The organism is Streptomyces sp. NPDC006265 (assembly GCF_040613555.1).
Taxonomy (GTDB): Bacteria; Actinomycetota; Actinomycetes; order Streptomycetales; family Streptomycetaceae; genus Streptomyces.
The window spans coordinates 1-11,553 of record NZ_JBEXSH010000199.1; the positions used below are offsets into that span (position 1 = coordinate 1).

Consider the following 11,553-nt stretch of genomic DNA (forward strand, 5'->3'; position numbering starts at 1 on the left):
GCTCTCGCGTCCGGTCCGGTGGCCTTCGGTACGCCCGGCGGGCGGGTCACACCCGGCCGTCGTCCTCGGGCAGGGTGTCGTCGTCCTCCACCACGTGCACGGCGGCCTCCTCCGCGCCGGCCGCTCCGCCGTCGATGCCGACGTCGGATGCGACGGTCTCCTTCGTGGTGTCGGCGTGGGCGCCCTCGTCCGGGGCGACCAGGCGGCCGGCGCGGGTGGTGCCCGCTTCGGGGTCCACCGGTTCGCCGTCGCCGTCCGGGGTGTCTCCCACGCCGTCCCCGACCGGCTCCGCGGACACGTCGGGGATCTCCTGCGCCAGCCGTTCGTCGAGGGTCTCGCCCTCGTGCTGCTCCTCGGCGGTGGTGCCGCGTTTGGTGACGCCGAGGGGCTTCTCCGGCGGGGAGTAGCCCTCGTCGAGGGTGTCGTCGTAGGTCCGTTCGCCGACGGCGTCCTGCAGGTCCAGCGGCGCGGCGTCCTCCTGCTCCTCGTTGGTCCCGGTGGGCTGGTACGCGTCGTCCGCCATCGGGTCGGGGCGCGTCGGTTCCGTGCCCATCACTCCTGCCTCCCTGTCGCGCTGCGTCGACTCGTTCGTCTGTGCTGTCCGTTCCGCGTTTCCCGTTACGCGGTCTCTAACCTCGGCGGATGTCCGCGGCCGGGGTGACGAACCGAACGCCTCGCAGGCCGACGGCAGTCAAAACCCCGGGCCGTGCGCGCACATTACCCACCGGTCAAGCTTGAAAGGTCAAGGAGTGGGGCTATCATCACTCGCACACAGGGTGTGACCGACTGCCGACGCGGCGGCAACACGGCATCCACCACCCCTTTTTCATCGCTCCCGGGCCCGAGGCCACCCACCTCTGTCCGGCGGCGAGCTCCACCCCCGCCCCCCGACTCCGGGACGGCCTGCCCGCCTCCGGTCGTGCACAAGTGAAAGCAGCGCATCCATGAGCTACAGCAGGGGCAGAGGGCTGCAGGCCAACGTCCTCAGCACGTTCGACACCGTGGTGATGGCCGTCGCAGGCAGCGCACCGGCGTACTCGCTGGCCGCGACCACCGCCGTCCTGGTGGGCTCGGTGGGACTGGCCAGTCCGGCCGCTCTGCTGTACTGCGCGATACCCATGCTGGGCATCGCGCTGGCGTTCAGCTACCTCGGCCGGATCGACGTCAACGCGGGTGCCAGCTACTCGTGGGTGGGCCGCACGCTCCACCCGTTCCTGGGCTTCATCAGTGGCTGGGCGCTGGTGATCTCGGCGACGATCTTCATGGTGGCCGGTTCGCTGCCCGCCGGGTCGATGACGCTGGCGCTCTTCGACGACACACTCGCGGACAGCACCGCGCTGTCCACGGTGGTCGGCGCGGCCTGGTTCGTCGTCATGCTGGGCGTGGTTCTGGGCGGCGCCCGGCTCACGGTGCGGGCACAGATGATCATGTCCGGTGTCGAGCTGGTCATCCTGGCGCTGTTCGCGGTGCTCGCCTTCTTCCACACGGACAACGCCCGCGCCTTCGACTGGTCCTGGCTCGGCTTCTCCCACTTCGACGGCATGGCCGGCTTCGCCTCGGGCGCTCTCATCGCCGCCTTCTACTACTGGGGCTGGGACGTCACCAGCAACCTCAGCGAGGAGACCCGCAACAGCCGCCGTACGACGGGCCTCGCGGGACTGATCGGGGTGGGCATCGTCTTCCTGCTGTTCGAGGTGTTCACCATCGCGGTAAACGTGATCCTGTCCTCGAAGCAGATCGAGGAGAACGACGCGAACGTGCTGGCGGTGCTCGGTGAGGAGGTGTGGCCGGGCTGGGGCGGCAAGCTGCTGATCGTGGCCGTGATGCTGTCCACCATCGCCACGCTGGAGACGACGCTGATCCAGGTCACGCGCTCGTTGTTCGCGATGGGACGGGACCGTACGATGCCGTCGGCGCTGGGCCGGGTGCACCGTCGGTGGAACACGCCCTGGGTGGCGATCGTGGTGGTCGGGTCGGTGGCGCTGGTGATGTTCATCGCCTCCAACGCCCTGGGTTCGGTGGGCGACATCCTCTCCGACGCCATCTCGGCGATCGGTCTGCAGATCGCGGTCTACTACGGTCTCGCGGGACTCGCGGTGGTCGTCGCGTACCGGAAGATGCTGCTGAAGTCCCCGGCCAACTTCCTCTTCGGCGGCCTGTGGCCGCTGTGCGGCGCCCTGTTCATGTTCTGGGTGTTCATGGAGTCGCTGGGCGAGCTGAGCAGCGCCGCGATCTCGATCGGCATCGGCGGGCTGGCGGTCGGGCTGATCCCGATGCTCTGGTACTGGAGGCAGGGCAGCGACTACTACCGGCCCGCGAAACTGGACGCCTCGCGCGCGGTCGAGACGGACTACGTGCCCGACGAACAGGACGCGCACGCCCGCGTCCACGAGGGTCTCTCCACCGACTTCTGAGGAGGACTCCCATGGCGCGCGGCAGTTTCAGACGTGGTTTCACTCCCGACTTCGACCCCGACTGCGGGGACTCCGATCTCACCTCCGCCCGTCAGGACGTCGTCATCGGCCGCTGGCAGGGGCTGCGGGACCTGTTGGGCGCCACCGGCCGCGACTGGGCGGCCCGAGGCCACCGCGTACGGCAGCTCGCGCAGGTGTGCGCGGGCAGTTCGACGGTGGAGTCCTGGCTCTCCGCGGACGCGCCCAGCGCCGACGCGCTGGTGCTGCGGGCGGCGACGGAGACGGCCCGCACCTTCAACGTGGCCATCGCGGCGGGGCGTGGCGTGCCGATCGACCAGCATCGCGTGGACTCCGCGGTGCTGGCCTGCCTGACGGCGGCGGAGGCGTACCCGGAGGATCCGACGCCGTGGGTGTCGCTGATCTCGGTGGCGCGTCTGTACCCGTCGGGGGTCCGCCGGCAGGAACTGGGGCGCTGGTGGGACGAGTTGCACGGGCGCGACCCGTACAGCATCGAGGGGCACCTCCAGGTGCTGCACTACTACTCGGCGCGCTGGCACGGCACGCACGGCCTGATGTACGACTTCGCCCGGGACGCGGCCGGGGTGGCACCGCCCGGCTGTCCGCTGCCGGTGCTGGTGCAGTACGCCCGGGTCGAGGAGTACCGCTTCGCCCTGGCCGCGGCTCAGGGCAGGCACTCCGCCGTGGGCCTCTCACAGCACTGGAACCACGACGGTGCGGCGAGTGATCTGCGGCGGACCTGGCAGCGCTGGGTCATGGGCCGGACGGAGACGGGGATCGCGCCCGCCGAACTCCGCGACTTCAACTACCTGGCCCACGCGGCCTGCACGGCGGGTGCCAGGGACATCGCGGGCATCCTGCTGGGCATGCTGGGGTCCCGCGCGACCCGCACGCCGTGGTCGTACACGGGCGATGCGGAGAAGCAGATCACCAAGTGGCACAAGGAGCTGCGGCCGGGGGCCTGAGCGCCCGGTTGCAGTCTCCCCGCCGGGAGGGTGGCATGGCTGATGACGGCTGGTACGAGGACGGCGACGTGGTCCGGGAGGCCGAACGCGCGCGCCGGGTCGCCTGGATGGGGATGTCCGTGGTGACGTGTCTGTTCGGTGCGGTCGTGCTCGCGGTGGCCGCCGTCGGCCTTGCGGTGATCCTGGCGCTCGCCTACGCCATGGCCGTCATGGACTGACGCCACGCTCCGGCACGGCCAGGTCCCCCGACCACTTCTCCTCGATGCGCCCGGCCCGCCACACCACTCTTCGCCACCACCCGGGTGGCGAAGAACAGGGCGACGACCGCGTAGCCGAGGATGTTGAGGTCCAGGCCGGAGATCCAGTCCCAGAACGGGCCGTGCAGGCCGAGCCGCTCGGCGAGGAGACCGAGGAGTTCGGCCGTGCCGATGAGGAGGGCCACGGCGACGGACAGGCCGGTGATGGTCAGGTTGTAGTAGACCTTGCGGACCGGCTTGGAGAAGGCCCAGCCGTAGGCGAAGTTCATGAACGAGCCGTCGATGGTGTCCAGGAGGCACAACCCCGCGGCGAACAGGACGGGCAGGCACAGGATCGCGTACCAGGGCAGTCAGGAGGCGGCGCCGGAGCCGGCCAGGACCAGCAGGGCGATCTCGGTGGCGGCCTTCTCGAGGTCACGCTGGGCGATGAGGTTGCCCATCGTGGCCCGCCGGTCGCCCGCGATGAGCACGCCGTCCCGGTAGGTGAGGGCCGGCACGGTCGTGCCGTGCGGGGCGCCCGCGGCGCGGACACCGTCGGGAAGGACCCGCCGGGTGCTCAGCAGCTCGGGGCGGTGGGCCGCCAGGAACTCCGTGAAGGACGAGGAGCCCGGTGTGAAGAACTCCTCCCCCAGCCTGCCCTCGTGTTCGCTCGCCGCCATGCCGTCCCCCCCCTCGATCGTGACCGTCAACCGACTCCTACCTGAGCCGGGGCGGGCGGGAAACGCGCCGTACGGCGTCAGGGGCGCGGCGCGACACGGACGTCCAGGTCCGAGATCCGGTGGACGGGCCAGGAGGTGGCGTAGCGGGGCGGGGTGCCGCCGGCCGGTGCGATGTGGGCGACCGGGAGACGGTCCGCGGTGCGCCGGACGCCGGCCACGGTGATGTTCTCGTTGTTTCCGGACGTCGCTCCAGAGGAGCAGCCGGTGTAGTAGCCGATCGGGATGGCCTCGTGGCCGGTGAGCAGGCAGGGCGGGCGGACACCGAGCCGGTGCAGGGCGTCGGCGGTGCGGCCCCAGTCTCGGCGGCTCTCGGTGTTGCGGGACACGGCACCGTCCAGAACGGCGAGCTGCGCCGCGAGGTGCCCGGCCAGGACGAGCGCGACCAGCGGGGCGGCCACCGGGCGCCATGATCCGCCCGCGCCTCTGACCAGATGCCACAGTGCGTCCGCCACCGGGATCGCGAGCAGCGCGTAGGCCGGCTGGAGGAAGCGCGGGGCCGCGTAGCCGATCATGAAGAGGTACGGCAGCGCGGCCGTGGTGGCGCAGGCCAGCGGGACCAGGGTCTGTTCCAGGCGCCGGGCCCGGGCCGCGACGGCCAGCCCGAGGGCGGCCAGGACGGGCAGGGTGAACCACCAGAAGGTGACCAGGGGGGTGGGCATCGAGCCGGTGCAGGGCCGGCACAGGGCCCGTCCGCCCAGGCTGCGCAGCTGGTCGTCGACGGCGATGTGCCAGCCCAGTCCGCCCTGGATCCGGGAGGCCTCCGCCAGCCGCGCCCCCAGGCCCCCGTGGCTCAGGTACGCCTCGATCACCCAAGGCACGGCGCCCGCCGCGAGGCCTGCCGCGAGGACGAGCAGGAGTCGCCAGTGGCGGCGCACCAGGGCGAGGACGAGCAGCGGCACGGCCACATAGACCGCGTCGGTGGGACGCATCCAGGCCATGAGCGCGCCGCCCGCCGCGAGACCCCACAGAGTCCTGAGGGAGGAACGTTCCGCCCGCATCCGCAGGAAGCAGCCGACGCTGACCAGGGCACCGATCGCGACCCAGTAGTTGGGCATGGCCTGCGGACCGTAGAAGAGCGTCATCCACAGGGAGGCGAAGAGGGCCCCGCCGACGACCAGGACGCGGGCCGGGAACAGGCCGCGCCAGGCGCGCAGGGCCAGGTAGAGGGCGAGTCCGGACAGCAGGGCGAGGTAGACGCGCAGCAGGGGGACGGACGGCGACCAGGACGCGACGGGCGCGACCAGCAGGGAGACGCCTCGGGAACGGGGGGCGCTGAAGAACGCCGCGGGATGGTGCGAGGTGACCTGGCTGACGTACACGATCTCGTCCCAGCCGAGGCCCAGGACGGGCCGGACCAGGGCAAGCTGCGCGAGGGTGAAGACGGCGGCCAGGGCGGCTAAGGGGCGGTTGCCGCGCGTCCAGCGGGTGGTGCGCGGCCCGGGCGTCTGTTCGCGTTTTCGCCGTCGTACCAGGATGGCGTTCGCGCCATCGGCCATGTTCCGCCCCTTACCCCGTTGATCGATAACACGATCAAGCTAACCCGCGGGGCGTGGGCGTGCAGGGCGGAACTCGGCCAAGTGCCTGACCCGGGGAGTGGGTCAGCGGGCGTTCGGGGCGCGGTGCGGGGGTTGGCTCGGGGCCGGACGATGGGGCAGGTCGGGGATGGGCCGGGAGACGGGGGCGACCTCGCTCACCGTCAGCTCGGTGCCGTGGTGCCGGATGGTCAGGGGCATGCCGGAGTTCAGGGTGTACGTCGCCCGGTCGGCGGTCAGTTCGACGCGCAGCCACCGGTCGAGGAAGCCCACGGTGAAGGCGAGCCGGCTGTAGCGCTCGGGCAGGCGGGGCGCGAACCGCAGGGCGCCGTCGCTGCACCGCATGCCGCCGAACCCGGCGACCAGCGCCATCCAGGTACCGGCCAGCGAGGCGATGTGCAGGCCGTCGCGGGTGTTGTGCTCCAGGTCGCCGAGGTCCATCAGCGCGGCCTCGGCCGTGTAGTCGCTCGCCAGGTCGAGATGGCCGGCCCGGGCGGCCATGACGGCCTGGACGCAGGCGGACAGGGAGGAGTCGCGGACGGTCAGCGGCTCGTAGTAGGCGAAGTTGCGGGCGATCTGCTCCTCGTCGAAGAACTCCTCGAAGAAGGCGCCGCAGGTGTACATCGCCAGCACCAGGTCCGCCTGCTTGATGACCTGTTTGCGGTACAGGTCGAAGTAGGGGAAGTGGAGCATCAGCGGGTACTGGTCCGGTCCGGTGCCGGCGAAGTTCCAGCGCTGGTAGCGGGTGAAGCCGGCGTGCTGCTCGTGCACGCCGAGTTCCTCGTTGAAGGGGACGTTCATGGCCTCGGCGGCGTCCCGCCAGGCGGCCCGCTCCTCCTCGTCGGCTCCGAGCCGCGCTGCCTCGTCGGGGTGACGTTTGCAGGCGTCGGCGGCGGCCAGCAGGTTCGCCCGGGCCATGAGGTTGGTGTACGTGTTGTCGTCGGCGATGGCGCTGTACTCGTCCGGTCCGGTGACGCCGTCGATGTGGAAGGTGCCCCGGTCGTCGTGGTGGCCGAGGGAGCGCCACAGGCGTGCGGTCTCCACGAGCAGCTCCACACCGACCTCGCGTTCGAAGGTCTCGTCGCCGGTGACCGCCACGTACCGCACGACGGCGTCGGCGATGTCGGCGCCGACGTGGAAGGCCGCCGTGCCGGCCGGCCAGTAGGCGGAGCCCTCCGAGCCCTCGATGGTCCGCCACGGGAACGCGGCGCCCCGCAGACCGAGTTGGGCGGCGCGCCGCCGGGCGGCGGGCAGGGTGTCGAGGCGCCAGCGCAGGGCCTCGGCGGCGGACTTCGGCGCGGTGTACGTCAGCAGCGGCAGGACGAACGCCTCGGTGTCCCAGAAGGCGTGGCCGTCGTAGCCGGAGCCGGTGAGTCCCTTGGCGGGGATGGCGCGCCGTTCGGCGCGGGCACCGGCCTGGAGGACGTGGAAGAGGGCGAAGCGGACGGCCTGCTGGATCTCCTCGTCGCCGTCGATCTCGACGTCGGCACGAGCCCAGAAGTCGTCGAGGCAGGCCCGCTGGTCCTCCAGGAGCCCCTGCCAGCCGCTGTGCCCGGCCGCCGCCAGAGCCGCCTCGACCTGGTCGCTCATCGCGGGCCGGGAGCGGACGCCGGACCAGCCGTGCGCGACCAGTTTCTCCACGCGCAGCCGCTCCCCCGGCTCCAGCACGGAGGTGATGGTCAGCCGGGCCACGTCCACGTTGGACTCGCTGCTCGTGGTAGTCCGTTCGGGGCCGGTGACGGTGTGGTCGGCGGCCACGGCGACCCGCAGGCCGCTGCGGCGCGTGCGGTGGACCAGGCGCAGTCGGCTGCCCGTGGCGAGGTCCTCCTCCGGTTCCAGCGGCGACTTCAGCGCCTTGGCGGCGCGCGGGTCGCCGTCCGGCTCGGGCAGGCTCTCGTTGGTGACGAGTTCCGACTGGAGAACCACGCGGGTCCGGCTGTCGACGGGTTCCACCTCGTAGGCGACGGCGGCTATCGCGCGCTGGGTGAGGGACACCAGGCGCGTGGAGCGGACCCGGACGGTCGAGCCGGCCGGTGAGGTCCATTCGCAGACCCGTTCCAGGACGCCCCGCCGCAGGTCGAGGGTCCGCTCGTGGGTGACGAGCCGCCCGTAGCGCAGGTCGAACGGCTCGTCGTCGACCAGGAGGCGCAGCACCTTGCCGTTGGTGACGTTGATGGAGGTCTGGCCGGACTCCGGGTAGCCGTAACCGGCCTCGGCGTAGGGCAGCGGATGCAGTTCGTGGACGCCGTTGAGGTAGGAGCCGGACAGGCCGTGCGGTTCACCCTCGTCGAAGTTGCCGCGCCAGCCGATGTGGCCGTTGGACAGGGCGAAGACCGACTCGCTCTGCGCCAGGACGTCGAGGTTGAGCTCCGTCTCGCGTACGGTCCAGGGCTCGACGTTGTACGCCCGCTGCGTGATCACTCGGTCTCCCCCAGTTCGGCGAGGTCCTTCACCACGACGTCGGCGCCGTGCCGGTACAGCGCGTCGGTCTGCCCGACCCGGTCGACGCCGACGACGTATCCGAAGCGGCCCGTGCGGCCCGCGTCCATGCCGGCCAGGGCGTCCTCGAAGACGGCCGCTTCGGAGGGGGCGACGCCGAGCTCCTCGGCGGCGGCCAGGAACGTGTCGGGGTGCGGCTTGCCGGGCAGTCTGCGCTCCGCGGCGACGACGCCGTCGATCCGTACGTCGAACAAGTGCTCGGCGTCGATCGAGCGGAGTACGTCACGGCAGTTGGCGCTGGAGGATACGATCGCCGTGCTGAGCCCGTGCGCGCGGACGGCCTCCAGGTAGCGCAGGGTGCCGTCGTAGGCCTCGACGCCGTCGGTGCGGATCTTCTCGAGGACCAGCTCGTTCTTGCGGTTGCCGAGTCCGTGCACGGTCTCGGCTCCCGGTGGGTCGTCCGGGCCGCCGTCCGGCAGGTCGATGCCGCGGGAGGCGAGGAAGGTGCGCACCCCGTCGGCGCGTGGCCGCCCGTCGACGTACTCGTCGTAGTCCGCCGCTTCGAACGGCCGGTACTCCGCGCCGTCCCGCGCGCGCAGGAAGGCGTCGAACATCTCCTTCCAGGCGGCCGCGTGCACGACGGCCGTCTTGGTGACGACTCCGTCGAGGTCGAACAGGCAGGCGTGGATGTCTTCGGGGAGACCGAGCTGCGTCATACAGGACCGGTTCCCCACCCGGAGATGTTCCAGTGAGTGGCGCACGCCACACGCCGGGGGCGCGAGGGGTGCGAGGCGCCCGGTGTTCGAGCCCGGTCCCGGGTGGCAGACTCTCTCCGTGCCGCTCACTTTCGACGACCTCGTCCTCCGTGCCCGGGCCCTCCCGCGGGGCGGCCGGCGCGCGATCCTCGGCATCGCGGGCAGCCCCGGCGCGGGCAAGTCGACGCTCGCCGGGCGCCTGGTACGGGAGTTGAACGGCACCGGTGACCCCTGGGTCGCGCACGTCCCCATGGACGGCTTCCACCTCGCCGACGCCGAACTGGAGCGCCTCGGCCGCCGGGACCGCAAGGGCGCGCCCGACACGTTCGACGCGGCCGGGTACGCGGCCCTGCTGTGGCGGCTGCGCGACGGTCCCGGCGACGACATCGTCTACGCGCCCGGTTTCGAACGGGTCCTCGAGCAGCCGCTCGCGGGCGCGATCCCGGTGCCGCCGACGGCCCGTCTGGTCATCACCGAGGGCAACTACCTTCTCCTGGGCACCGGCGCCTGGGCGCGCATCCGCCCCCTCCTCGACGAGGTGTGGTTCTGCGAGCTGCCCGAGCGCGAGCGGGTTCGCCGGCTGGTCGCCCGCCACGAGGAGTTCGGCAAGACGCACGAGGAGGCGGTGGCCTGGGTGTCGCGCTCGGACGAGCGCAACGCCGAACTGGTCGCGGCGAGCCGGGGGCGGGCGGACCTGGTGGTGTCCGGCACGGCATGATCTGCCCATGATCAGGTCCGCCACCATGAACGACATCCCCGAGATCCGCACGATGATCCGCGAACTCGCCGCGTACGAAGGGGCCGTGGAGCAGGCCCGGGCCACCGAGGAGCAGCTGCGCGGGGCGCTGTTCGGGGAGCACCCGGCCTCCTTCGCGCTGATCGCCGAGGACGACGGCACGGGTGAGGTCGTGGGCTTCGCCCTGTGGTTCCCGCGCTTCTCGACCTGGACGGGCACGCGCGGCATGCACCTGGAGGACCTCTACGTGCGTCCGCACGCCCGGGGCACGGGGTACGGCAAGGCCCTGCTCGCCGCCCTCGCAGCGACCTGCCGGCGCAACGGGTACGACCGCTTCGAGTGGTGGGTCCTCGCCCGGAACACCCCGGCGATCGGCTTCTACACGTCGCTCGGGGTCAGGCTGAGCCGGTGGAGCCGCAGGCCGAGGCTGTACCGCCTGGTGTCCTACACGCCGCGCCCGTGGGGCGTCGCCCTGCTGCTCGCGGTGTCCGTCGGACTCATGGTGTCCGGCGTCAGCACCTCCGAACCCGGCGTGATCTGGGCGTTCGCCGCTGTCTGGCCCGTGACGCTGTACGCGGCGTTCCGGTTGCTGTGTCGCTGGACGGAGCCTTGAGCGCTTGCCCCCCAGGGGACGTGGGACACCCGTTCGCAGGAGGTGATCACCATCAGCCCACATAGCGGCGGGCTGCCGAGCGCTGCTGCGCCTCCTCCAGGACCCGCATCCGTGCCTCGACCTCCGTCGGCAGCACCCGGCGCTCGCGCAGTACCCATGGCACAGCGGTCGCGGCCTCCGCGAAGGCCCGTAGAGACACGGTGTCGCGGGGGACCGTGCGGGCCAGGTACACGGTGCGGCGCAGCGCGGGTCCGACCGGGCGGCGCAGCCAGGTGAACCAGAGTGTGTTGCGGATGCCGTGCGCCCGGCGCAGCGTCGAGTCCCGTGCCACCGAAGGTTGGTGATGGGCCGTCAGGTGCTCGGCGTAGGTGAGCCACCAGCCGTTCGCCGCGAGGTCTACGGCGAGCAGTTCTTCCTCTCCGCCCAGCCACAGCCGGGGGTGGAAGCCGCCGGCGGTGCGGAAGGCGTCGGTGCGCAGGACTGTGGCGGCGGCCAGGAAGGAGCCCAGCGCCGGTCCGGGCAGCCAGTCCGGAGCGGGCACGGGTGAGTTGCGCAGTTCCTCGTTGATCGGGTCCTCGGTGCTTCCTGGTTCGACCAGGATGCGGGCCGTGACGGTGGCGAGTGCCGGGTACCGGTCGAGCAGGTCGGCAGCGCCGGACAGTGCGCCGGGGCTCCACCAGGAGTCGTCGTCGCAGAACGCCACGTAGGGCGTGCGGACCTCGCGGACGGCGAGGTTGCGGCCGACGGCGCCGAGGTTTCGGCCGGGACACAGCAGCCGTACCCGCGGGTGGTGGCGGGAGACCGCGTCGGCGGTGCCGTCGGTGGAGGCGTTGTCGACGACGATCACCTGCGGCTGTTCGGGGAGGTCGGCGAGGTGGTCGAGGGTGCGCAGCAGCTCGGGCCGGCGGTTGTGGGTGATGACGACGACGGTGGTGCGGGGGTCGGTCATGGCTGTGCTCCGTCCAGCATGCGGGCGGCCCGTTCCAGGTGCGGGGGCAGGGCGCGGCGGGCGCGCAGGGCGGCCGGCAGTCGCGTGAGCGTCTGGCGCAGGGCCTGCCGGGCCGTCGGGTCGTGGCGGGCATCGGCGGCCAGGTCGCGGGTGCGG

9 protein-coding genes and 3 pseudogenes are annotated in these 11,553 nt (G+C 71.9%); 5 read left to right on the forward strand and 7 right to left on the reverse strand.

Features of this window, described 5'->3' with window-relative positions:
* Nucleotides 1-46 precede the first annotated feature (46 nt).
* On the reverse strand, nucleotides 47-553 hold the full coding sequence (locus ABZ281_RS18090) for a DUF5709 domain-containing protein (RefSeq protein ID WP_356656592.1): 507 nt from the start codon (nucleotides 551-553) through the stop codon (nucleotides 47-49).
* A gap of 391 nt (nucleotides 554-944) precedes the next feature.
* Here ABZ281_RS18090 and ABZ281_RS18095 point away from each other — a divergent pair, with 391 nt between their 5' ends.
* The 3 genes from ABZ281_RS18095 to ABZ281_RS18105 are packed head-to-tail and all read left to right on the forward strand — an operon-like array spanning nucleotide 945 to nucleotide 3,615.
* Nucleotides 945-2,414 (forward strand): APC family permease, encoded by a 1,470-nt coding sequence (locus tag ABZ281_RS18095; protein ID WP_356656594.1) that lies wholly within the window; start codon nucleotides 945-947, stop codon nucleotides 2,412-2,414.
* An 11-nt stretch (nucleotides 2,415-2,425) separates the two neighbouring features.
* Nucleotides 2,426-3,397 (forward strand): hypothetical protein, encoded by a 972-nt coding sequence (locus ABZ281_RS18100; RefSeq protein ID WP_356656596.1) that lies wholly within the window; start codon nucleotides 2,426-2,428, stop codon nucleotides 3,395-3,397.
* Nucleotides 3,398-3,432: 35 nt separating this feature from the next.
* Nucleotides 3,433-3,615 carry a hypothetical protein gene (locus tag ABZ281_RS18105; RefSeq protein WP_356656598.1) on the forward strand — a complete coding sequence of 61 codons (183 nt, stop codon included), beginning with the start codon at nucleotides 3,433-3,435 and terminating at the stop codon, nucleotides 3,613-3,615.
* On the opposite strand, the pseudogene ABZ281_RS18110 reads toward ABZ281_RS18105, so the two are convergent.
* The 5 genes and pseudogenes from ABZ281_RS18110 to ABZ281_RS18130 all read right to left on the reverse strand — a co-directional run.
* Nucleotides 3,605-4,055, reverse strand: a pseudogene (locus ABZ281_RS18110) (HoxN/HupN/NixA family nickel/cobalt transporter); the annotation flags it as partial. The gene ABZ281_RS18105 and the pseudogene ABZ281_RS18110 sit on opposite strands and share 11 nt — an antisense overlap.
* Nucleotides 4,056-4,058: 3 nt before the next feature.
* Nucleotides 4,059-4,313: pseudogene (locus ABZ281_RS18115) on the reverse strand (proteasome subunit beta); the annotation flags it as partial.
* 77 nt (nucleotides 4,314-4,390) lie between these two features.
* Nucleotides 4,391-5,869, reverse strand: coding sequence for a hypothetical protein (locus ABZ281_RS18120; protein ID WP_356656600.1), 1,479 nt, complete (start codon nucleotides 5,867-5,869; stop codon nucleotides 4,391-4,393).
* Nucleotides 5,870-5,971: 102 nt separating this feature from the next.
* Nucleotides 5,972-8,326 carry a glycosyl hydrolase family 65 protein gene (locus ABZ281_RS18125; RefSeq protein ID WP_356656602.1) on the reverse strand — a complete coding sequence of 785 codons (2,355 nt, stop codon included), beginning with the start codon at nucleotides 8,324-8,326 and terminating at the stop codon, nucleotides 5,972-5,974.
* On the reverse strand, nucleotides 8,323-9,060 hold the full coding sequence (locus ABZ281_RS18130; protein WP_356656604.1) for a beta-phosphoglucomutase family hydrolase: 738 nt from the start codon (nucleotides 9,058-9,060) through the stop codon (nucleotides 8,323-8,325). The genes ABZ281_RS18125 and ABZ281_RS18130 overlap by 4 nt, the downstream gene beginning before the upstream one ends.
* 118 nt (nucleotides 9,061-9,178) lie before the next feature.
* Here ABZ281_RS18130 and ABZ281_RS18135 point away from each other — a divergent pair, with 118 nt between their 5' ends.
* Together ABZ281_RS18135 and ABZ281_RS18140 are read left to right on the forward strand one after the other, a co-directional pair.
* On the forward strand, nucleotides 9,179-9,817 hold the full coding sequence (locus ABZ281_RS18135; RefSeq protein ID WP_356656606.1) for a nucleoside/nucleotide kinase family protein: 639 nt from the start codon (nucleotides 9,179-9,181) through the stop codon (nucleotides 9,815-9,817).
* 7 nt (nucleotides 9,818-9,824) lie between these two features.
* Nucleotides 9,825-10,232, forward strand: a pseudogene (locus ABZ281_RS18140) (GNAT family N-acetyltransferase); the annotation flags it as partial.
* A gap of 268 nt (nucleotides 10,233-10,500) precedes the next feature.
* On the opposite strand, the gene ABZ281_RS18145 reads toward ABZ281_RS18140, so the two are convergent.
* Nucleotides 10,501-11,397 carry a glycosyltransferase gene (locus ABZ281_RS18145; protein WP_356656608.1) on the reverse strand — a complete coding sequence of 299 codons (897 nt, stop codon included), beginning with the start codon at nucleotides 11,395-11,397 and terminating at the stop codon, nucleotides 10,501-10,503.
* Nucleotides 11,398-11,553 lie beyond the last annotated feature (156 nt).

Bases quoted from the DNA above. Each gene is read 5' to 3' on its own strand.
- ABZ281_RS18095 (WP_356656594.1), top strand. From the start codon at position 945: ATGAGCTACAGCAGGGGCAGAGGGCTGCAGGCCAACGTCCTCAGCACG.
- ABZ281_RS18130 (WP_356656604.1), bottom strand. From the start codon at position 9,060: ATGACGCAGCTCGGTCTCCCCGAAGACATCCACGCCTGCCTGTTCGAC.
- ABZ281_RS18105 (WP_356656598.1), top strand. From the start codon at position 3,433: ATGGCTGATGACGGCTGGTACGAGGACGGCGACGTGGTCCGGGAGGCC.
- ABZ281_RS18090 (WP_356656592.1), bottom strand. From the start codon at position 553: ATGGGCACGGAACCGACGCGCCCCGACCCGATGGCGGACGACGCGTAC.
- ABZ281_RS18100 (WP_356656596.1), top strand. From the start codon at position 2,426: ATGGCGCGCGGCAGTTTCAGACGTGGTTTCACTCCCGACTTCGACCCC.
- ABZ281_RS18120 (WP_356656600.1), bottom strand. From the start codon at position 5,869: ATGGCCGATGGCGCGAACGCCATCCTGGTACGACGGCGAAAACGCGAA.
- ABZ281_RS18145 (WP_356656608.1), bottom strand. From the start codon at position 11,397: ATGACCGACCCCCGCACCACCGTCGTCGTCATCACCCACAACCGCCGG.